The following is a 20,946-nucleotide window of genomic DNA, read 5'->3' as shown; positions in this document are numbered from 1 at the left end:
AGTAAGGAGGAAAGGTATGAGAAAAATTTTTGGAGCTCTAACATTGGCAGTTCTCTTCTCACTTCCAGCATCAGCAGGAGTTTGGGAAACCCAATGTGCCGGATGCCATAACGGAGGCTTAGCTCCTTCAAAGGCACAGCTCAAAGCTAAGTTGAAATCCCCTCAGAAATTTGTCGAGGCAGCTAAAAAGTCAACAAATCCTATGATGGCAGCAGTTAAGAACAACGATTCTGCACTTAAAGCTGCAGCTAAGGAAGTTTTTGGAAAGTAATCATTGGGGGGAATTCCCCCCATTAATTTCAAAAATCCTATAGATTCCCCTGAAGGTTAGATTCTCGTCAAGGGCTGTCCTATTTAAAAACCCTTTAATTAACCTTCCGTATCCACCGGTAACTATGGTTGGAAGGTTGAATTTTCTCTGAACAAACGATAGAGCTCCAACGGTTGAGACGAAAATCCCAGAGGAGATACACTTCTCTGTAGATTTACCAGGGTTTAAAGAAGGAGTAATGTTAACTTCAGGAAGTTTCCTTGTAAATCTACTCAGTGCCTTTACCATTGTTTCAACTCCGGGAAATATGTAACCACCAAGAAATTTCCTGTCAACAACTATGTCAATAACGGTTGCAGTTCCAAAGCTCCCAACTATAAAACTACTGCCATAAAAAAGTCCACCAACCATGTTTGAGATTCTGTCAGCTCCAAGTTCTGATTTATAGTTAATCTCAATAGGTAAATTCAACTTTTGAGAGACAAAGAAAGCTTTAGGGAATTTCCCTTTAATAATTTTTGAAATCTCAGGAACAACAGAAGATACGGCCATCGGGAGATTTGAAAAAGGGGAGAGGAGCTCTAAACGAAATTTATCAGTTGGTACGTTAAAAACTGAGTTAAACTCCTTACCGTTTTCTGAGAGAGCTCCCTTTACCCTTGTATTACCGGCATCTATTAGCAGTACCTTACGTTCTGTACTCGGCATTTATCCTCACGTAGTCGTAGGAGAAATCGCACGTTAGATACTTAAAACTCTCGTTTCCCTGATTTAAAACTACCCTTATCTCAATCTCTTTGTTTTCCTTCATATACCTGTAAACGTCCTCTTCTCTGTAAGAAGCTCTTTCACCTTTAAAGAGGAGGTAGTTCCCTATGTATATCTCCAACTTTTCTTCATCAACTCCCGCCAAGGCAGCCCCGGCAGCTGCAGCTATTCTTCCCCAGTTCGGGTCACAACCAAAGAGGGCTGTCTTAACAAGGGGAGATAGGGCAATCTTCCTTGAAACCTTTTTTGCCTGCTCTTTTGTTCTTGCCTTTTCAACAACAATTTTTGCCACCTTTGTTGCTCCCTCTCCGTCCTTGACAATCTGGTAGGCTAAATCCTCCAAAACTTTGGTTAGTAAATCTCTAAATTCTCCATAATTTCTCTCATCTACTTTTACTCCGGATTTCCCCGTTGAGAGTAGAAATACACAGTCGTTAGTGCTCATATCACCGTCAACGGTAATTGAATTGAAGGAAACATCTACGGCCTCACTCAGGGCCCTTTCAAGGAGCTCCTTTGGAACATCAGCATCGGTGGCAACAAAGGAGAGCATTGTCGCCATTGAGGGGTCTATCATTCCAGCCCCCTTTGCTATACCCCCTACTACAAAACCATTCCCTTCCTTAAAAGAGGTCTTTGGAAATGTATCGGTTGTCATAATTGCCCTTGCAGGTTCCTCCCCTCTTGCCTCTCCTAAGTTAGAAACGGCCTCGGCAATTCCCTTTCTAACCTTATCCATTGGAAGGGGCTCCCCAATTACTCCGGTTGAAGCCACTAAAAACTTTCCCTTCCCTGTTAGTTGAGATGTTAATTTCGACATTTCGTAGGCATCGCTCAACCCTCTCTTTCCTGTACATGCATTGGCGTTTCCACTGTTTGCAACAATTCCAGAGACCTTTCCCCTTACTTCCATGCTTACCCTTACAGGAGCAGCCTTTACATCGTTTCTTGTAAAAACGGCGGCAAACTCGGAAGATTTTTCTGTTACAACAACTAAAATATCAGGTCTGTTAGTTGGTTTTTCCGTTCTCTTTATACCTGCAAATGCCGTTCCACAGAGAATTCCCGGAACTTCTGCTATTCCCTTTTTCAACCTTAACCTCCATATATAATTTGGAAGTTAAGTTTAACTCTAAGGGAGCTCTCAGTGAAGTTCAAAAAGCCGAGGGAGATTTTTTGTGAGGAACTCTACAGGTTAGGAGTAAAAAGACTGAAATTCCTCTTTAATCCAGGAAGAGGTGATTTTCTGAATAGAACGGCATACAAGGTTGTTAAGGGAAAGTATGGTATTTTGAGAAAGGGAGATATTCCTGAAATTAAACCGGGAAAGTTGATAGAGAAGTGCAAGGATGTTGAGTTTTTAGGGTTTAAAGGAGACGAAGTTCCAGACTCTGCAGTGATTAGGAGGAAGGGGACAGTTGACCTTTCCTACATTGAGTTCAAATATCCTGATGTAGGTGTCGACCTCTCATTTTTTAGAGAACTCCTTCCGTCTGAAAAGAAAAGTTTAGCCGTTCAGTTGGAGCTCTCCTATGGAATTGTTAAGGACTACCTGACTCCTGAAAACTTCTTTGTCTTTAACCTCTCTCCCCAAGCGGAGGAGTTTTTAAAAACTTTCTTTAAGCCGAAAGTTCCCTTTAGAATCAGGGAATCCATAGAGGGTTACTCAAACGTTATTGTTTTAGATCCGAATGCTGAAGAAGAATTTACCCATGAGGAAGTAGATGGAAATACTCTAATTGTTGTAGGTGGAATTGTTGATTCCTCGGAGAGGTTGAAGGGGTCAACGGGAAAAATCTTGAAGGAGTTTAAACACAGAAAAATTACCTACAAAGGGATTGTATCAATTGTTCCAGATAGGATAAATGAAATAGTGAAAATAATTCTTGACTATCTGACATCGCCCGATGAACTCTGCGAAGTTGTAAGGAGAAATCTGACTAGGGATTCAAAACTAAGATTCCTTAGACAGTTTTTAGAAAGGGAAATTGTCAGATTTTTGGTAAATGGAGAAATTGTTCGGGGGATTCCTGAGGAAAAGTTCAAATGGCTAATTGAAGAGTTTGGTTTTTCGGACTTTATCTTCAAAAAGGCCTCAAAACACGTTAGTGGCTTTATTGTCTTTAAACCCTCAATATTTGATAAAGTTTTAGGTGAGACGGAGGTCAGGGGAAGGAAAGTTTTCGTTCTGGAGGAGATTTCCGATGAAGACGTACTTAAGAAGTATCCTTAAAGCTATAGGAAATACTCCACTTTTAAGAGTGGAAATTGAAGGGATAGAACTTTTTCTAAAACTTGAGATGTTCAACCCTGGTGGTTCAATAAAGGACAGGGTAGCCCTTGAGATAGTTGAAGATGGAGAGAGAAGGGGAGAGCTTAACAGGGGTAAAACGGTAATTGAGGCAACGAGTGGAAATACTGGAATAGGTTTGACATTGGTCTGCTCTGCGAAGGGTTACAGGTGTTTAATAGTTATGCCAGAGAACATGAGTGAGGAGAGAAAGAAAATTTTAAGGGCATATGGAGCAGAGCTCCTTTTAACTCCGGCTGATAAAGGGGTAAGGGGAGCAGTTGAAAGGGTAAAAGAACTAATAGAGAAAAATCCTGAAAAGTACTTTCCTGCAAGGCAGTTTGAGAATCCGGTAAATCCAAAGGTTCACTACGAAAAGACATCGGTTGAAATTTTGGAGCAGATGGGGGAGCTCCCTGAACTCTTCGTTGCAGGTGTTGGAACGGGAGGAACGTTCACGGGGATTGCAAAGAGGTTTAAAGAGGTTAACAGCAACTGCTTCACAGTTGCCGTTGAACCTGAGGAGTGCCCTGTTATTTCGGGAGGTAATCCGGGAATTCACAAAATTCAGGGTATTGGTGCAGGTTTTGTTCCCTCCATTTTTGATAGGAGCCTTGCAGATAGAGTTGAAACAGTATCGTACGATGAGGCAAAGTTCTACACGAACCTCCTCTCAAAGAAGTTTGGAGTCCTTACGGGAATTTCAGGAGGAGCAAACGTTTCTGTTGCAATTAAGTTAGCAAATGAGTTAGGCATAAAGAGAAGGGTAGTCACAGTTCTACCAGACACCGGAGAGAGATACCTATCAACAGACCTTTTTGATTGAGGATAGTGTGGAAATTAGGAGAATAGAAGGAATTCTCCCTATCGAAGGAGTCAACAGAGACCTTCCCCTCAAGTTGGAAAATTTTTCCTACAGGGACATGCAGAAACTTCTTTCGCTCATATCAAAAGGAGAGGGGAAGGGGAATCCAAGTTCTGAGTTTGAAAACCTTCTTAGAGCAACTTTTCTGGAGTACTTATCTGGTGGTAGAGGAAAAATAAAAGTCGGTGATTTAATACTAAGCGCAAAACTTGAAACTGATAAAACATTTAAACCGGGGGAAGAAATACTCTTAAAGGTCAAAAGTTTAAACGAAAGAGTGGAGTTAGCATTAGTTTTTCCTTTAAAGGTTAAACTTTCAGAGATTCTTAGAACAAGCATAAATAGAATTTTCGGTAGTACAATAAAATTTCCAAAGCTCTCCCATGAAGAGCTTGAAGTTGTCTTTCAATTTATAAAGGACTCCATACCGGAATTGATTCCAGAGTTTAAAGCCTACATGTCAAGGGGAAATGCAATTTTCTCTCCCCACTACATTCTCTCTCTTTTAGCCCTTTTGAAGGATGAAGTTCGCTCAAAATTAAAAAATCCTCCCAGGAAGGAGGAAATTGTTGAAGTAATGAGTAATTTAATTAGCCTTTACTCTTTGTATGCACTCTCAAATGTTTTAACTGTACCTGTTTACATTGATGAAAACTTTAAGGGAAAGGTTTTCTACTCAAAAAGGGATATCTCAAGGGCTTTTATAGATATCTCAACTTCTAAAGGAAACTTTAAGGCAGTTGTTCAATTAGTCCAGAACCAAGCTTCCATCGAGTATTCTGCTACCGGAGAACTTTCTAAACATGTAAAACCAAATGAGTTGGAGGAAATTTTAAGAAAAATTGGCCTTAAACCGGTTTTTATCTCTCAAGTAAAGGAAAAGAGAGTAGAAGAGGCATTAAAGGAACTCTTAAAAGGAGAGGGCATTTCCTTAGAGATTAATGTCTAAGGTATGAGAAATCCTGGAATGAATTCTTTGAGGGAGTTTACAAATTCCAACTCCGGCATTTCCGAGATAAGTTCTAAAGCTGTTCTCAAATTAAGAGAAACTATAAAAGAACTTTCCCTTTCTGAAATTTTCAGGTAGGGCTTCTCCATCAGGATTTTGAAAAGCTCCTCCTTTAGTTCCCTATCAACCTCAAATGTAAAAACTGCATGTTCAACAACTGAAAGGTGCCCCATTCCCACTACCCTCTTTATAAGTGAAATATCATCCTCCTCCGAGTAGCGGGAAAGGAGCTCCTCTAAGGGCAACCCAGAGTAACAAACCCTTGCAGCTGTAGCTATGACCTTGATGAAATTCTCAGTAGAGGAGAGAAGTTTGACTTTCACCTTAGTATTTACCCTCGTACTTAGCCAAGAACTTCTCTACTCTACCCCTGACAACCTTTTGTTTCTGGCTACCTGTAAAGAAAGGATGGCAGGCATTGCAGACTTCTACCTTAATTTCAGGAAACTTTGTTGACCTTGTTACCCAAGTGTTTCCACAGGCACAGACAACTCTTGTCTCCCTGTACTCAGGATGGATTCCCTTTTTCATTATCTCAAACCTCCTGTATAATTGGCTTGTGGTTGGAAAGTTTAAGTTAGAGCTGTAAAGGTGTCAAGTGGAATTTTCATCCCTCTACTCCTTTGTTGATAAAAGTATTCTATTCATTAAAGAACATCCTAATTTCTCGTGTTTAGTTCTCTTTCTCTGGTCTTTCTTAGAAACTGCATTTTTGTTGGGACTTATTCTTCCCGCCGAGAAAGTTCTTCTCCTCTCTTCCTTCTTAGTTGCAAAGGGGATTGTATCTCCCGTTTCATACCTTATTTGTGTATCAACAGGAACATTTTTGGGCTACGAGTTTTCATACTTTCTCGGATACTTTTTAGGAGAGGAAGCTTTAAGGAAACTGACCAACAAGTTCAACGTAAATGAGGATGACTTTGAGAGGGTAAAGAGTTTTGTTAATACAAAAGGAGAGCTCTCCTTAATTTTTGGTAGGTTCTTTCCTATTGTTAGACCTCTACTTCCTGTGGTTTTAGGTGCTTTTAAACCCAACTACTTTGTCTTTTCCGTTTTTAATGGGATTGGAGCTCTCCTATGGGCAACCTCCTACTTAATATTTGGGAACTTGATAGAGGAGTTTTTTTCAAATATCATTAGACATAAGTTTCTTGGAATACTGACCGTCATAGCTCTTTTATCAGTATACTTTTTCTGGAGACGTTATGGAAAGGATAAAAAAGACCTTTGAGGAAGCTGAAAAGAGAGGAGAAAAACCCTTAATTGTATATGCAACTGCCTGTGACCCCGATTGCAAAAGGTCCCTTGATGTATTTAAAGTTATTCTTGAATATGCGGACATTGTTGAGGTTGGAATGCCATTTTCGGACCCATTGGCAGATGGTCCTACCATCCAGAAGGCTCACGAGAGAGCCCTTTCCTCGGGCGCAAATACGTGCAGAGTCTTAGAGCTTGTTTCAAAACTGAGGGATTTTTCTGAAAAGCCCATCGTTCTTATGGGATACTACAATCCCATATTTGTTTACGGTGAGGATAGGTTTATAAGGGATTCAAAGTCAGCTGGGGTTGATGGATTTATCGTTCCAGACCTCCCTCCTGAGGAAGGTTTGGACTTTTCGAGAAAGGTTAAGTCAATAAAGTTGTCCCCAGTTTTCCTTGCAGCACCAACAAGTACGGACGATAGATTAAAACTTATAGGTGAGGTTACCGGGGAATTTATCTACTTCGTTTCTGTTACTGGAATAACAGGAGAGAGGGATGAACTTGCCTACAGAGAAATAGAGGAAAATATTAAGAGGATAAAGGAAATTACCGGAAAAAGAACCGTTGTCGGTTTTGGAATTTCCAAGCCACAACACATCAAGCAAATGTATAATACTCCTGATGGATTTGTTGTAGGAAGTGCCGTTGTAAAGAGGATTGAAAACTGGGACATTGAGGGACTGAAGGAGCTTCTTTCATCGTTAAAAGCCGCAACCAAAAATTAATCCTGGAGGAAAAAATGTTTGGACTTGGAACTCAGGAGCTTATAATTATTCTCGTTATAGCACTTCTCATTTTCGGCCCTAAAAAGCTTCCCGAGCTTGCCCGCTCAACTGGCAAGGCAATAAATGAGTTTAGAAAGGCCTCATCTGGCGTTTTGGATGAGGAGGAGAAGAAGGAGTCTAAGGAAGAAAGAAAGGTGAAATCCGAAGCTGTTTCAGAGAAGGAAAAAGAGGAAAGTATAGAAAAAATAAAAGTCAAGGATTAGCTTGAGATATGTCTGAAAAGTTAAACAACGTTCCCGAAGAAGAGCTCCCTGTAACTGAGCACATAGAGGAACTTCGCCAAAGGCTTTTTAAATCCTTCATTGCTGTTGTTGTTGGTTTTCTAATAGCATGGCCCTTTAAGAAAAAAATTCTCCTGTTTCTTGAAAGGCCGCTACCAGAAAATCTCCAAGGTAAGCTTATCTTCCTATCCCCACCAGAAGCCTTCTTTACAGCATTAAAGGTCTCCTTCTTTGCAGGTATTCTAATATCCCTTCCCTACGTTCTCTATCAGGTCTGGAGGTTTGTAGAGCCGGGACTGTACGAGCATGAAAAGAAGTTTATCCTACCTTTTATGTTCTTTTCTATTCTTTTCTTCTTTTCAGGAGCAGCGTTTGCCTACTTCGTTATACTTCCCTTTGGACTGAGGTTTCTACTTGGATTTATGGGAGATTTGCTCACTCCTCAAATCACAATAAGTAGTTACATTTCATTTGTCATTCAAATGATTTTAGCCTTTGGTTTTGTTTTTCTATTACCCGTTGTTGTATGGTTGCTTTCAAAGCTTGGAGTAATAAATTACAGAATGTTAGAAAAGAACAGAAAAATAGCTATTTTAGTTATATTTATAGTAGCTGCAGTTTTAACTCCTCCTGATGCTTTTTCACAAGTTATGATGGCTCTGCCACTTTTAGCCCTTTACGAGCTTAGTATTTGGATATCGAAATTTGCCGGAAGGAATAGAGAGGAGGATATCTATTAACAACCCAATCTCGGAGGGAGCCTTTTATGGCTGAAAATTTAATGGAAAACCTTTCCTTAGAAAAGCTCCAGAAGATGAGCATTTTTGACCTAAGAAAGATTGCCAAAAGTTTAGGTGTTGAAACAAAGTCTGCAAAAAAGGATGACTTAATAAGGAGAATTTTGGAGAAGGACGCTGAGAGAAGAGGTTCCATTTTTAAGGTAGGAGTCTTAGAAGTTTTACCGGACGGTTTTGGTTTCCTTCGTTCCCCGGAAAACAACTACCTCCCAAGTTCGAGTGATGTTTACGTTTCACCCTCTCAAATTAGGAAGTTAGGGTTAAGGACGGGGGATACAATTGCTGGAGAAGTAAGACCTCCAAAGGAAGGGGAAAAGTACCACGCTCTCTTGAAGGTTCATGCGATAAACTGGGAACCTCCTGAAGTAGCCAAAAATAGACCCCAGTTTGACCAGCTTACTCCCCTCCATCCAATGGAGAGGTTTAGACTCGAAAATGACCCATCCGAACTTTCAACGAGGGTTGTTGACCTTATAACGCCTGTAGGTAAAGGACAGAGGGGATTGATTGTTGCTCCGCCAAGGGCTGGAAAAACTGTTCTACTACAAAAAATTGCAAATGCGATAAAAACAAACTATCCAGATACTTACCTAATAATTCTTCTGATAGATGAAAGGCCTGAAGAAGTTACAGACATGAAAAGAAATACTTTGGCAGACGAGGTAATATCCTCTACCTTTGATGAACCTCCAGAGAGACACGCCCAAGTTGCAGAGATAGTTATAGAGAAGGCCAAGAGGTTAGTTGAACACAAGGGAGATGTTGTAATTCTATTAGACTCACTGACAAGGCTTGCAAGGGCTTACAACACGTTAACTCCCCCAAGTGGAAAGATACTTTCTGGTGGTATAGATGCCCATGCATTCCACAAACCTAAGAGGTTCTTTGGAGCTGCAAGGAACATAGAGGAGGGGGGCAGTTTAACCATACTTGCAACTGCCCTTGTTGAAACTGGAAGTAGAATGGATGACGTTATATTCGAGGAGTTTAAAGGTACGGGTAACATGGAAATTGTTCTCGACAGGTCCTTGGTTGAGAGGAGAGTGTTCCCTGCAATAAACATCCATAAGTCTGGAACGAGGAAGGAGGAGCTCCTCCTATCTGAGTGGGAACTCAACAGAATCTGGATTTTAAGAAGACTCCTTACCTCAATGTCTCCCGTTGAAGCTATGGAATTTCTCCTTGAGAAGTTGAGAAAGTACAAAACAAACGAGGACTTCTTAAAGGCGATGAACGCATGAGGGAGCTGATTTATTACAGTTTTCTTGAGAGTGCGGATACGAAAAGGGCCTTTATAGAGGAGAACAGGGATAGGATTTTTGATGTCTTTAAGGAGATAGCCGAAAGGGTAAAGAGGGGAAAAAAGATTCTACTCTGTGGAAATGGAGGTTCTGCGGCAGACTGTCAGCACATAGCGGCAGAGTTGGTCGGCAGATTCAAAATGGAAAGGAGGGCTCTTCCTGCAATTGCCCTAACAACGGATACCTCAATTCTAACTGCTGTAGGAAATGACTACTCTTTTGATAAAATATTTGAAAGGCAGGTTGAAGCATTAGGAGAGGAGGGAGACGTTTTAATAGGTATAAGCACAAGTGGAAATTCAAAGAATGTAGTAAATGCTGTTTTAAAAGCCAAGGAAATGGGAATTCTAACAGTTGGCTTTTTGGGGAAAGATGGAGGTAGATTAAAAGATATTGTGGACTATCCATTTATCGTTAAGAACTTTTCAACTCCTCGAGTTCAAGAGGTTCACATAACATTAGGTCACGTTCTCTGCGATTTCATTGAAGGTTATCTCTTTTCATACGAAAAGTACTTCCCTCCCTTCGGGGAGGGAGTAGATAGATAGTAGTTGAATCAATAAAATTTCCTGTAAAATCCCACCTAAAATTAAAATTTCGGGAGGTTTTGCTATGAAAATAGGAAAAGCTATTAGAATGGAGAGAATTATCAATAGAGAAACTGGAAATACTGTAATTATTCCAATGGACCACGGCGTTTCAATGGGACCAATTCCCGGAATAATAAATATTAGGGAATCGATAGATAAAGTTGCAAACGGTGGAGCCAATGCTGTTATAATTCACAAAGGTCTTGTTCGCCATGGACACAGGAAGAGGGGAAAGGATGTAGGCCTCATCGTCCACCTCTCTGCAAGTACAAACCTCTCTCCAAAGCCCAACACTAAGGTTTTAGTTTGTACCGTTGAAGAGGCTATAAAGCTTGGGGCCGATGGAGTTTCTGTCCACGTTAACTTAGGAGATATGAACGAGGATAAGATGCTTGAGGACCTCGGAAGAATTTCTGAAAAGTGTTTAGAGTGGGGAATGCCGTTAATTGCTATGATGTATGCCCGCGGTGAACACATTGAAAATCCTTTTGACCCAGAAACAGTAGCTCACTGTGCAAGGGTTGCCGCGGAACTTGGAGCAGACATTGTTAAGGTAGCCTACACAGGAGACCCAGAGACCTTTAGAAGGGTTACGGAAGGTTGTCCGATTCCCGTTGTAATCGCTGGTGGACCAAAGATGAGTAACGACAGGGAAATCCTTGAAATGGTTGAAGGAGCAATGAAGGCAGGAGCTAAGGGAGTTTCTATTGGAAGGAATGCCTTTCAACACGACGACCCAGAAAAGATTGTTAGAGCCATTGCTGCAATAGTTCATGAAGGGGTATCTGCAGAGGAAGCTCTCAAATTGGTTGAGGGGTAGTACTACCCCTCAACTTTTATTTCCCTTGATATTTTTTCTAACTGAGGAAACAGGGAAATTAGTTCTTCCTTGTTCTTGAAAGGCCTTTTAAGGACTATTTCACTCGCTAAGTTCTTAGAAACTCCCGGTAGGAACGTTAAAAGTTTATGGGAAATCCTGTTAATCTCTATCGGAACTGGAACTCCAATTACAGACCTTTCCCTGTGGCCAACAACTACAACATCAACTTTTTTAAAGAGTTCCAACTTCTCCGGAATTCTAACCAAAATGGGATAGGTGCCTATCTGTCTTCCCAACGTGTGTGCTCCATCGTAGGCCTCAAGGAGAACATCCTTTATTACCGTTCCAACAGGAAAGACCCTTTTCATCATGGGCAGGTCAAAATTTTCCCTTACCCACTCCTTGAATCTTTCAAACTCCCTTCTGTGTTTCGTTTTTGTCCTTTTAGTCATCTGAGATATTGGAGTTTCATCAAACACCATGACCTGTCTAATGTTTACCCTTCTAACTAAGAGTCCCTCATCTAAGATGGATTTAAGGAAGTCTATGTTCTTTCTGAAAGTTTCCTTTGTTTCCCCTGGAAGTCCAATTAGGAAGTTTATCCCCGGCAGAAGTTTGTAAAGTCCGTTTTCCCTCTCCTTAAACGCTCCTACCTCGTTAACTATTTCTATTGCCCTCTTTACACCTTCCGGGTTAACTTTGAGGTAGTTTTTCCTTATTACTTCCTCATCAGCACTTTCAAGTCCAAAGGGAGCTATATCCCCTTCGGTATCGTAGGTAGCAATACACTTCAAGGCCTTGGCAGATTCCTCTGGATATGCGTTTATCGTTCCTGCATTAACGTTATCTATGTGGAGCGTTTTTATGTTTCCGATTTCCCGTATATTCCTAAACAGTTTACAAATTACCTCATAGTTTGGTTTTGGGAACTCTCCACTTCCTTTGAGAGCTTTATATCCCAGTATGTTAGGTTGTCTTCCTATCCTAAAGTACCTAACTCCAGTCTCGTAGAGAGCTCCAACTTCCTCAACAACTTTCTCCAACTCCCTTTCATCCGGCTTTCCGTAGAGTCCTTCGGTACAGTAGGAGCAGTGGTGTTTCCTCTCGCACCCTCTAAAAGTTTCAACCTCGCAGATTACATAGGGGAAGTAAAAGTGTTCCTTAACAATAAATGCTCCCAATGGAGCAACTTTGTTGACAAACTCAGCTGTTCTTTTTAAGCTGAAGGTTCCAGTAGGGAGTTCCTTCCCTTCAACGAGAGCTCTTCCAACGTGGTAGGCTGCAAGTTCAACATCCCCTAAGGATACAAGGTCAAACTTCTCAAATGAGAGCTTCTTTGCCCTTGTTCCTCCCTTAAGAGTAAATCCAAACTTTATAGGTCCTCCCACAACTTTATAGTTGGGAAGTTTTCCAATCTCCTCAATTTCCCTTTCGGTAATGGGCTTTCCTCCCAAGTACCTTCCGGGAACGGTCATCCCAGTAATTAGAAAGACAACATCGGCACTTTCAACTAACTCCCTCTTTTCCTTACTTCTCCTGTAATCATCGATTGCAACGTAGTTTATGCTCTCTTCACTAACTCCTGAAAGGACGAGGGCTCCCGCAACGTACCTCACGTAAGTAGAGATATAGGGAGGAACTCCAAGGCACGTTGGTTCATCGACGTATCCATCAAGTATTACTACTCTCATCTTCCCTTCTGTAGAGCAAGTTAAACAGTGTTGGAGCTAAGATTCCCGTTAATACCGCAAGTAAAATTAAGGTTCCTTCAGTATGGTGGTCAATTACCCCCAACTTAACCCCAACCTCTGAAATCACAATAACGAGTGTTAGTGGTGCTGAAAGGAGAAATCCCGCGGCTATCGAGTTTGTAAGTGAAAATCCTTCCAACTTGAGAAGAACCGACGGAAATACCTTTGCTAAAAAGCTTAAAGCGGTAAGTAAAAGTAAAAACTTTAATAGCTGGAAATCTAAATTTGGTATTTGAAACTCTATTCCTACGTGGATAAAAAATATGGGAATTAGAAAACCAAAGCTTATACCTGATAATTTTTCCTCTATATTTTCTGTTTCCTCAAAGACGGTTGCAAATATTACTCCAGCTATAAAGGCTCCTATTATCGGTTCAATGTGGATAAGCGTTGCATCTATTGAAAGGAGAAACATAACAGCAAGACTTATTCTCACTCCTATTTCAGATGGATTTCTTTCAAAGAAGAACTTAAATCTGTTTGGATACCACCAGACAAAGCTACGTAAGAACAGAAGTACAATTCGTGAAACTATAAAAAATAGGATAAGTTCAACTATTCCAATCCAGAAATCAAAAGAGAATTTGTACTTCGTGTAGAGAGAAGCAAGGGTCAGAAGCAGAATACTAATTACTTCTCCCACAATTCCTATTAAAAAAATTGTTTTTCCGTACCGTGTATTTAAAATTTCCCTTTCCCTCAGAACAGAAACAACTACTCCGACTGATATCGCTCCAACCACCAAGGAAACGAGGAAGTTGAGTTTTAATTCACTTCCTAAGAGTAGAGCAATCAAAAATACCAATGTTGGTATTATAAATGTGAGAATTTTTGTTTTTGGAGATTGCTTTCTTATCTCTACAAATTTAACCTCAAGACCGGCAATGAACATTAAAAGCAGGAATCCAAAGTTTGATAGAAAGTCTATCAGCTCACTTGATTCAACAAGGTTAAAACAGGTCTTTCCAATGAGTATTCCGTAGATTACCTCTCCAACAGCAACGGGAATTTTAAAAACTTTACTAAAGAAGGGAACAAACAGTATTCCAATGGTTATTAAAAATATGGAAATGAGGGAGCTCTCCATACTAATCTCCTACACAGATAAGCATAGAAGTACACTTTGACCGGTGAACCATGTGGAAGGGAGGATAAGGATTAAACCAGTTGGTTTTTCTTCCCTTTCTACATCCCACGATTGATAGATTGTATCCTTCACTCTCCTTGGAAAACTCCCTTACTGGATTTCCATACCTAACTTTAAAGTTAATGTTCTTTTTGTACATACTTGAAATCTTTGCCAATTTTTCCCTTAACCGTTCTATTTTCGGGTCATTCTCGTAGAGGGATACATAGAGGGCAGTTAATTCTGAATTTGTCATTAGGGAGATTTCTATCCCGACTTCAAGGGCCCTCAAACTGCTGAAAGAACCAGAAACAGGAACTAAAATTCTCTCAGTCGGAGTTGTTCCTTTAGCTATAACCACAGGAGATAACGTCTCCTCTGCAACAATAACCGGAAACGTTTTTATACCAAAAAATAGGGGGATTTCACTGTACTTAGGTGGCATGATTAAAATACCGAAATTTTCTCCCCTTACAATCTCAAAAAACTCCTTCTCGCAACCGTTAAGTTTCTTTACTTTCACTTCACCAGATTTTGCTTCTTTAAAGGTTTCTACAACTCTCTTTCCAAAATCTTCACATGAATAAAAGGACAGTTTTGAAACTTTTGTGTTTTCATAGAAAAACTTCGCATCCTTTAAAAGTGAATCACTCCTTCTTTCCAAAAAGACAACCTCTTCCGTCCCAAATTGAAGGGGAAACTGAGGTTCTCCAGACCTTATTAATCCAGCTATGTACTTTAAAATTTTGGGGTCTCCAACGATTAAAATTCTATCTCCCGGTTTTATTACGGTTTTAGGCTTAGGGAGTATGAGTTTATCCCCCCTAAAAATAGCTACAATTCTCCATCTTCTTGATGTAAACTTCCCAACGGGATATCCAGCAACTATCGACATAGGAGTTATTGTTACCTCAATAATTTCCCCCTGTCCAAGACCTATGTTTGTAGGGGAAACGACTCCAGATTCTATCTGTTTTTCAAGGAGTGAGGCCGTTGCTACAGCTTTATTAACGTAGTCAATCCCTTCCCTTTCGTACCACTCGTCGTGTTCTCTACTGTTTGAAACTGAAAATATTGAGGGGACGTTAAACTCCTTTGCGAGTCTACATGCCTCAATGTTGACCTCATCATCCCCCGTACAGGCCACAAATGCCGTTACACTTTCTATCCCTACTCTCTTTAAAAGTAGTTTACTTGTTCCGTCTCCCTGGATAAGCTTAACCCTATTTAGGGATTCAGAGTTTAAGACTTCAACTATCTTTACAAGCTTTTCCTCACTAAGGTCGATTACTATTAACTTCCACTCCTTCTGGAGCCTCTTTATAAGTTCTCTGCCTACCTCTCCTGCACCAACGATTAGTAGCTTCAATTCAAATATCTCCATTAGGATTTAGTACACTTTAACTTTGAGATATTAACACAGAAAGAGTGAGCTTAATTGATAATCTTTATCAATAAGGCCAAGTTATCCCTTGACAGTTAAGGAAATTTAAAATAAGATTAAATTAATCAACGAAGGAGGTTGTAGATGAAACCGCTTCTTACAGTGAACAATGTAAAACTTACAATAGATGAGAGACCGATTTTAAGAGGTGTTAATTTAGTTGTAAACGAGGGAGAAATACATGCGATTTTAGGTCCCAACGGTGCTGGGAAGTCAACACTGGCAAGCTTAATTATGGGAATTAACGAGCTAAAATCTCCTGATGAAGGGGAAATTATTTTTAAGGATAAGCTACTCAATGGCCTTGAAATTTATGAAAGGGCTAAGTTGGGGGTGACACTTGCCTGGCAGGAGCCTGCAAGGTTTGAAGGAATAACTGTTGAGGAGTATTTAAAGCTTTCAGGTAGGAACAACCCAGAGCTTGATGTAGTTAAGTGTTTAGAGCTTGTAGGGCTCGACTGTACGTACTTGAGCAGGTTTGTTGATGATACCCTTTCAGGTGGAGAGAGGAAGAGGGTTGAACTTGCATCGATACTTGCAATGAGACCTAAACTTGCAGTTTTAGATGAGCCTGACTCTGGAATAGACTTTGCATCCATGGAAGATATAGCAAACATGATTAAAACAATGAGGGAAAATGGAACGACTGTTTTAATGATAACCCACAGAGAGGAGATTGCTGAGATAGCCGATAGAGCAACTCTCATGTGTGATGGTAGGGTTGTCCAAACTGGGAATCCAAAGGAAATTGGAGAAAAATTTAAGACGATGTGTGTTAAGTGTGAAGTTAGAAACCCTGAGCTTGTAGGAGGTAAGTAATGGCTACAAAGAACTCCATTAATGATATAGCAAAAAAATTTGTTCAGATAGGACTTCCAAAGGAACTCTTTGATAGGAACAAGTTTAACCTCTTAGTTGATAGGAACAAAGTTGTTATTCGTTATCCCGCTCCAGGAGTGAGGTCTGAGGTTCATGAAACTCCTACAGGGGTTAAAACTAAGGTTTACGTAGAGCCGGGAACGAAACTTGAGGAACCGGTTACCCTCTGTTTTGGAGCTGCAGAGACTACAGAAGTCCAAACAACCGAAGGGGAAATTATTGTAGGAGAAGGTGCAGACGTTAAGTTTCAGGTTTACGGGGCAATGGCTGAAGGAATAAAGCTGAAGCACAAAAACAAATTAAAGGTTAGAGTTGAGAAAGAGGCAAGGTTTGAGTTCTTAGACCTTCACTACAACGGAGAGGAAACGTTTGTTGAGTTGGAAACGGAAACTGATGCCTACATTGGTGAAAATGCCTACTTCAGGTCCGTTTTCAAACAGACAAGAGGTAGAGCTGGAAAGGTAAGGATAGTTTTGAAAGCCAATGTAGATAAAAAGGGAATTGCTGTATTTGAAACAAAGATGATTGGAAAGAAGGACGATGAGATTTACGTTGAGGATGTAATCCACCTCAACGGTGAGGAATCAAGGGGCATTTCAAAGAGCCGTATTATTGCCGTGGATGAGACGAAGGCTACCTTTGTAGGTGAGACCTACGGTAATGCTCCAAAGTGTAGAGGACACATTGACTGCTCTGAAATTATAAGAGGAAAGGATGTAACAGTTAAAGCTGTTCCTGTTGTTGTTGTTAACGATGAGACTGCAAAGGTTACCCACGAGGCTGCAATTGGTAGTATTGATAAGAAACAGTTGGAAACCTTGATGGCAAGGGGACTCTCTGAGGATGAAGCAGTTGATGTTATAGTTCAAGGTATGCTCAGATAAAAACTATCTAAATTTGGAGGAGGTAAGATGAAAGTATTCGGTCCAGAACCAGAAGGAAAGAGGAAGCACACCCCTGTAGTTGAAGCACCTGCAAAGGTTAAAAAGGGAGAGTGGTTTGAAGTTAGAGTTGTTGTAGGAAAGGACATTCCACACCCAAACACAAAGGAGCACTGGATTGAGCACGTTTCCCTTTGGGCAGACAACTTCTTAGTTGCAAGGGCAGACTTTGAAGCTGAAAGGGCAGCATCTGAAGTTGTTTTCAAAGTAAAGCTTGAAAATAGTGCTACCCTAACCGCTCACGCCTACTGCAACCTTCACGGCCTATGGCACAGTGAAGAGGTTAAAGTAGAAGTTGAGGAGTAGTCAGGTGCCCCTCTGGGGCACTTTTAACATTCTCTCTACGTACTTTCCTATTATGTCAAATTCAAGATTTACGTTATCTCCAGCCCTCTTAAACTTTAAATTTGTGCTTTCGTAAGTATGGGGAATAACTGCAACTGAAAATTCTGAACTTAAAATTTCTGCAACTGTCAGACTTATACCATCAACTGCGACTGAGCCCTTCTCAACTATTAGGTGGGAGAAACTCAAAGGCAGTGAAAAGTAAAACTTAAAGCTCTCTCCCTCTCTTTTTATCCTCGTTATCTTCGTTGTCGTATCAACGTGTCCCTGGACAATGTGTCCTCCAAGTCTGCTGTTTAGAGTAAGAGCTCTCTCCAAATTTACAAAGTCACCCGGTTTAACTTCTTTCAGATTTGTTCTCCTCAAAGTTTCATATGAAACGAAGAACGAAAAGAAGTCCTTACCTATTTCTGTTACTGTTAAGCAGACACCGTTTACGGATATACTGTCTCCCAATTTTGTTTCCTGAGTAGTGATTTTTCCCTTAACGGTTAGCTCTGCACCCTTACTTTTTCTTCTAACAGAAATTACCCTTCCTACTTCCTCAACAATTCCTGTAAACATTCGTCTACCCCTTTCTTGGTAGAATTTGATATTCAATTATAGTTGGAGGAGGTTTTGAGGTTAGCGACAATAGATATTGGAACAAACTCTACAAGGCTCTTAATATCGGAAATTAGGGATGGAGAAGTTATACCTCTGTTTAAAACGGGAAAGGTCACGAGGTTAGGTCAGGGGTTAAGGGAATCCAAAGTTCTCTCAAAGGAGAGTATTGACAGGACGGTAGAGGTTTTGAAGGAATTTAAGGAAATAATTTCTAAGTACAATGTTGACAAAATCACTGCAGTAGCAACGGAAGCAACAAGGCTTGCTGAAAATTCAGAGGAGTTTCTGAATAAAGTTAGAGAACTTGGAATAGACATTAAAATTCTCTCAGATAGGGAAGAGGCAGAGCTTGTCTTTCTGGCAAACGTTTATCACTTTAACCCTTCAGGCTATGCAATGACTGTAGATTTAGGGGGTGGAAGTACCGAAATCGTTTACGGAACTAAAGAGAGAATAGAACTCCTAAAGAGTTTAAAGTTTGGAGTCGTTTTTCTGTACGAAGAGTTTCTCCACTCCAACCCTCCGGCTGAGGAGGAGCTCCTAAAGTTAGAGGAGTTTGTATCTGAAAATCTCCTTGAAGTTAAAGTAGGAATAAGGGATTTGAACTTCGAGACCTTCGCCGTTGGAGGAACAATAACCTCCGTTGTTGCAATGGAGGAAAAAATGGAAGTTTACAGACCTGAAGTTGTCCACGGATACAGGGTTTCAAAAGAAGTGATAGATAAGTGGTATAAGAAGCTCTCCTCAATGACGTTAGAGGAGAGAAAGAACGTTGTAGGTTTAGAGGAAAACAGAGCTGACGTTATTATTCCAGGGCTTGCTTTTTTTAAGGTCTTCTGTGATGTTTTTGAGAAGGAGTATTTGACTGTTAGTGAACTGGGACTACTTTACAGTTTAGCTTTGAAGGAGGCAAAAAATTGGAAAAGAGAATAGCTGTAATAGGAACAGGATACGTCGGCCTTGTCTCCGGAGCATGTTTTGCATACTTAGGTCACAGAGTTATAGGCCTTGACATTGATGAGGAAAAGATAGAGAGGCTTAAAAGGGGTGAGGTCCCCATTTACGAACCTGGACTGGACAAAATTCTGAAGAGTGCCCTTGAGAACAGAAAAATTGAGTTTACAACAGACTACTCCTATGCTGTGAAAAACTCAGACTTCATCTTTATAGCCGTAGGAACACCCTCAAGACCAGACGGTTCTGCAGACCTCTCCTACGTTGAAAGTGCCTACAGGAGCATAGCTAAATTCATAGATAACGGGGACTACAAGATTATTGTTAACAAGTCAACAGTTCCGGTAGGAACTGGAAGGTGGGCTAAGGAATTTATAAGGAAGCTCTTAGAGGAGAGAGGAATAGACGAGCCGGAGAAGAGGTTTGACGTTGTCTCCAATCCCGAATTTTTGAGAGAAGGAAAGGCAGTAGAGGATTTTATGAAACCTGATAGGGTTGTAGTTGGAGCCGATGATAGGGATGTTGCAGGAAGGGTTGCCTCACTCTACGAAAAGCTTCAGCCTGCCATTTTGATAACAGACCTACCAACTGCAGAGATGATAAAGTACGCCTCAAATGCATTCTTAGCTACGAAGATTTCGTTTATCAATGAAGTTGCAAACATCTGTGAAAAGTACGGAGCAGATGTGACTGTAGTTGCGAGGGGTATGGGTTTAGACCACAGAATTAGCCCCCACTTCCTGAGGGCCGGGTGTGGATTTGGAGGAAGTTGCTTCCCAAAGGATGTAAAGGCTCTTATCAACACTGCTAAAGGGGCAGGGGAGGAACCTGAACTACTTGAATCGGTTATCTCTGTAAATGAAAGGCAAAAGCTGAAACCCGTTGAGAAGTTGTTGAGGCACATTCCAGACTTGAAAGGAGTAACTGTTGCAGTTTGGGGACTTGCCTTTAAACCTGAAACTGACGATATGAGGGAAGCGCCTTCAATACCAATAATCAAAAGGCTTTTAAGTTTGGGGGCAAATGTAAAGGCCTACGACCCGGTTGCTGTTGAGAATGCAAAGAGGGTTTTTAAGGAGGAATTGGAGAAATTTGGAGAAAGGCTTACGTTCTCAAAGGATAAGTACGAAGCTCTTGAGGGAGCTGAAGCTCTGATTCTGGTTACAGAGTGGAAGGAGTTCGAGAACGTGGATTTTGATAAACTTAAGGGAAAGGTTGTAATTGATGGAAGGAACCTGTGGGAACCTTCTATCATGGAGCAATTCTGCACGTATGAAAGTATTGGGAGACCGTAATGAACATTACAAGTAAGAGAGATGCCTTAAAGAAACTCTATTCACCCTTTGGATGGGTATTTGCAAAGGCCAACGTTTCACCTAACGTAATAACACTTTTGGCAGTTATCTTTGGAACGCTATCTGCTGTTCTCTACTTTTCGAAGCATCCAGTTATTGGAGCTTTTTTCCTATCCGTTTCTGGCATCTTAGACCTCTGTGATGGGTACGTTGCTGTTAACAATAAAAGAGCGACAAAGTTTGGAGCTGTTTTTGACTGGATAGCAGATAAGTGGGTTGATGGTTTCGTCCTTGGAGCAGTTGCCCTAAAGTATGCAAACGAGTGGGTTGCCCTCTTAGCTGTTGTTTCAACGATGCTTCATACATTTATAAAACCTGTCGCCTATGCTGAGATAGGGTATGAAAATAGAAGTACCGGGAAGATAAAGGACCCCCTTGAAAATACAGGGTTCTTCGGAAGGCCTGAAACATTTATATTTCTCTTTCTTTCATCAATTTTCTATCCTTGGAACCATAAAGTATTGACCTATGGAGTTGAGTTTATAGCTGTAATGTCATTTCTATCCCTTCTCCACAGGTTGGTTTATCTATACAGGAAATACGGAAAGGAGTACGAGGTTTAATT

The 20,946-nt window shown here is 40.7% G+C and carries 25 protein-coding genes; 17 read left to right on the top strand and 8 right to left on the bottom strand.

From position 1 onward, the window contains the following. Positions 1–16: 16 nt before the first annotated feature. Positions 17–271, top strand: a complete 255-nt coding sequence (locus FN732_RS00850; protein ID WP_142933642.1) for a hypothetical protein — start codon at positions 17–19, stop codon at positions 269–271. Here the strand turns inward: FN732_RS00850 and FN732_RS00845 are convergent, their stop codons facing one another. Then, positions 272–979: a type III pantothenate kinase gene (locus FN732_RS00845; protein ID WP_142933640.1), complete on the bottom strand. Its 708-nt coding sequence runs from the start codon at positions 977–979 to the stop codon at positions 272–274. It lies immediately after the preceding gene. Continuing rightward, on the bottom strand, positions 960–2,132 hold the full coding sequence (gene argJ / locus FN732_RS00840; protein WP_142933638.1) for a bifunctional glutamate N-acetyltransferase/amino-acid acetyltransferase ArgJ: 1,173 nt from the start codon (positions 2,130–2,132) through the stop codon (positions 960–962). Before argJ ends, FN732_RS00845 begins: the two co-directional genes overlap by 20 nt. Positions 2,133–2,186: 54 nt before the next feature. Between argJ and FN732_RS00835 the strand changes: the two genes are divergently transcribed. From FN732_RS00835 to FN732_RS00825, 3 genes are read left to right on the top strand one after another with little or no spacing between them, the layout of a single operon-like run. Then, positions 2,187–3,272 (top strand): tRNA (guanine-N1)-methyltransferase, encoded by a 1,086-nt coding sequence (locus FN732_RS00835; RefSeq protein WP_142933636.1) that lies wholly within the window; start codon positions 2,187–2,189, stop codon positions 3,270–3,272. After that, positions 3,244–4,155 carry a cysteine synthase A gene (gene cysK, locus FN732_RS00830; protein WP_142933634.1) on the top strand — a complete coding sequence of 304 codons (912 nt, stop codon included), beginning with the start codon at positions 3,244–3,246 and terminating at the stop codon, positions 4,153–4,155. The genes FN732_RS00835 and cysK overlap by 29 nt, the downstream gene beginning before the upstream one ends. Positions 4,156–4,162: 7 nt before the next feature. Then, a complete protein-coding gene (locus tag FN732_RS00825; protein WP_142933632.1) occupies positions 4,163–5,143 on the top strand; it encodes a hypothetical protein in 981 nt (326 codons plus the stop codon). On the opposite strand, the gene FN732_RS00820 is transcribed toward FN732_RS00825, so the two are convergent. Both FN732_RS00820 and rpmE read right to left on the bottom strand, forming a co-directional pair. After that, complete coding sequence (locus FN732_RS00820) at positions 5,140–5,526, bottom strand: FAD-dependent thymidylate synthase (RefSeq protein WP_142933630.1); 387 nt, start codon at positions 5,524–5,526, stop codon at positions 5,140–5,142. The two genes, FN732_RS00825 and FN732_RS00820, sit on opposite strands and share 4 nt — an antisense overlap. A 1-nt stretch (position 5,527) precedes the next feature. After that, entirely contained in the window at positions 5,528–5,734 is a 207-nt protein-coding gene (gene rpmE, locus FN732_RS00815; protein WP_142933628.1) for a 50S ribosomal protein L31, read from the bottom strand. Between the two features lie 67 nt (positions 5,735–5,801). On the opposite strand from rpmE, the gene FN732_RS00810 reads away from it, so the two are divergent. The 7 genes from FN732_RS00810 to FN732_RS00780 all read left to right on the top strand — a co-directional run bounded on the left by FN732_RS00810 (position 5,802) and on the right by FN732_RS00780 (position 10,980). Further along, the gene (locus FN732_RS00810) at positions 5,802–6,434 is read left to right on the top strand and encodes a DedA family protein (protein WP_142933626.1); all 633 of its coding nucleotides are present in this window, start codon (positions 5,802–5,804) and stop codon (positions 6,432–6,434) included. Then, positions 6,409–7,191, top strand: coding sequence for a tryptophan synthase subunit alpha (gene trpA / locus FN732_RS00805; protein ID WP_142933624.1), 783 nt, complete (start codon positions 6,409–6,411; stop codon positions 7,189–7,191). Before FN732_RS00810 ends, trpA begins: the two co-directional genes overlap by 26 nt. Positions 7,192–7,205: 14 nt before the next feature. Continuing rightward, the gene (tatA, locus tag FN732_RS00800; protein WP_142933622.1) at positions 7,206–7,454 is read left to right on the top strand and encodes a twin-arginine translocase TatA/TatE family subunit; all 249 of its coding nucleotides are present in this window, start codon (positions 7,206–7,208) and stop codon (positions 7,452–7,454) included. 8 nt (positions 7,455–7,462) lie between these two features. Further along, the gene (tatC, locus tag FN732_RS00795; RefSeq protein WP_142933620.1) at positions 7,463–8,212 is read left to right on the top strand and encodes a twin-arginine translocase subunit TatC; all 750 of its coding nucleotides are present in this window, start codon (positions 7,463–7,465) and stop codon (positions 8,210–8,212) included. Between the two features lie 26 nt (positions 8,213–8,238). Next, positions 8,239–9,510 carry a transcription termination factor Rho gene (rho, locus tag FN732_RS00790; protein ID WP_142933618.1) on the top strand — a complete coding sequence of 424 codons (1,272 nt, stop codon included), beginning with the start codon at positions 8,239–8,241 and terminating at the stop codon, positions 9,508–9,510. Then, positions 9,507–10,118, top strand: a complete 612-nt coding sequence (gene gmhA, locus FN732_RS00785; protein WP_185954190.1) for a D-sedoheptulose 7-phosphate isomerase — start codon at positions 9,507–9,509, stop codon at positions 10,116–10,118. The genes rho and gmhA overlap by 4 nt, the downstream gene beginning before the upstream one ends. 64 nt (positions 10,119–10,182) lie before the next feature. Then, positions 10,183–10,980 (top strand): 2-amino-3,7-dideoxy-D-threo-hept-6-ulosonate synthase, encoded by a 798-nt coding sequence (locus FN732_RS00780; RefSeq protein ID WP_142933616.1) that lies wholly within the window; start codon positions 10,183–10,185, stop codon positions 10,978–10,980. 2 nt (positions 10,981–10,982) lie between these two features. Here the strand turns inward: FN732_RS00780 and FN732_RS00775 are convergent, their stop codons facing one another. The 3 genes from FN732_RS00775 to FN732_RS00765 are packed head-to-tail and all read right to left on the bottom strand — an operon-like array spanning position 10,983 to position 15,241. After that, on the bottom strand, positions 10,983–12,671 hold the full coding sequence (locus FN732_RS00775; RefSeq protein ID WP_142933614.1) for a radical SAM protein: 1,689 nt from the start codon (positions 12,669–12,671) through the stop codon (positions 10,983–10,985). Then, the gene (locus FN732_RS00770; protein WP_142933612.1) at positions 12,652–13,818 is read right to left on the bottom strand and encodes a cation:proton antiporter; all 1,167 of its coding nucleotides are present in this window, start codon (positions 13,816–13,818) and stop codon (positions 12,652–12,654) included. The genes FN732_RS00775 and FN732_RS00770 overlap by 20 nt, the downstream gene beginning before the upstream one ends. A gap of 1 nt (position 13,819) precedes the next feature. After that, complete coding sequence (locus FN732_RS00765) at positions 13,820–15,241, bottom strand: NAD-binding protein (protein WP_246051258.1); 1,422 nt, start codon at positions 15,239–15,241, stop codon at positions 13,820–13,822. A 144-nt stretch (positions 15,242–15,385) separates the two neighbouring features. Between FN732_RS00765 and FN732_RS00760 the strand changes: the two genes are divergently transcribed. From FN732_RS00760 to FN732_RS00750, 3 genes are read left to right on the top strand one after another with little or no spacing between them, the layout of a single operon-like run. Then, positions 15,386–16,120, top strand: a complete 735-nt coding sequence (locus FN732_RS00760) for an ATP-binding cassette domain-containing protein (RefSeq protein ID WP_142933608.1) — start codon at positions 15,386–15,388, stop codon at positions 16,118–16,120. After that, positions 16,120–17,064, top strand: a complete 945-nt coding sequence (locus tag FN732_RS00755; RefSeq protein WP_142933606.1) for a SufB/SufD family protein — start codon at positions 16,120–16,122, stop codon at positions 17,062–17,064. The genes FN732_RS00760 and FN732_RS00755 overlap by 1 nt, the downstream gene beginning before the upstream one ends. Before the next feature lie 27 nt (positions 17,065–17,091). Further along, on the top strand, positions 17,092–17,427 hold the full coding sequence (locus FN732_RS00750; protein WP_142933604.1) for a class II SORL domain-containing protein: 336 nt from the start codon (positions 17,092–17,094) through the stop codon (positions 17,425–17,427). Here FN732_RS00750 and FN732_RS00745 read toward each other — a convergent pair whose 3' ends face one another. After that, positions 17,428–18,030, bottom strand: coding sequence for a riboflavin synthase (locus FN732_RS00745; protein WP_142933602.1), 603 nt, complete (start codon positions 18,028–18,030; stop codon positions 17,428–17,430). Between the two features lie 54 nt (positions 18,031–18,084). On the opposite strand from FN732_RS00745, the gene FN732_RS00740 reads away from it, so the two are divergent. Genes FN732_RS00740 through FN732_RS00730 form a run of 3 tightly spaced genes read left to right on the top strand, consistent with a single transcriptional unit; the run spans position 18,085 to position 20,944 of the window. Then, positions 18,085–19,005 (top strand): Ppx/GppA phosphatase family protein, encoded by a 921-nt coding sequence (locus FN732_RS00740; RefSeq protein ID WP_142933600.1) that lies wholly within the window; start codon positions 18,085–18,087, stop codon positions 19,003–19,005. Continuing rightward, positions 18,990–20,321 carry a UDP-glucose dehydrogenase family protein gene (locus FN732_RS00735; RefSeq protein WP_142933598.1) on the top strand — a complete coding sequence of 444 codons (1,332 nt, stop codon included), beginning with the start codon at positions 18,990–18,992 and terminating at the stop codon, positions 20,319–20,321. The genes FN732_RS00740 and FN732_RS00735 overlap by 16 nt, the downstream gene beginning before the upstream one ends. After that, on the top strand, positions 20,321–20,944 hold the full coding sequence (locus FN732_RS00730; RefSeq protein ID WP_142933595.1) for a CDP-alcohol phosphatidyltransferase family protein: 624 nt from the start codon (positions 20,321–20,323) through the stop codon (positions 20,942–20,944). Before FN732_RS00735 ends, FN732_RS00730 begins: the two co-directional genes overlap by 1 nt. Positions 20,945–20,946: the final 2 nt, after the last annotated feature.

It is taken from the genome of Balnearium lithotrophicum, from assembly GCF_900182585.1.
Lineage (GTDB): Bacteria > Aquificota > Aquificia > Desulfurobacteriales > Desulfurobacteriaceae > Balnearium > Balnearium lithotrophicum.
Note: the sequence above shows the minus strand (reverse complement) of the source record. Positions and strands in the feature narration are given on the sequence as shown.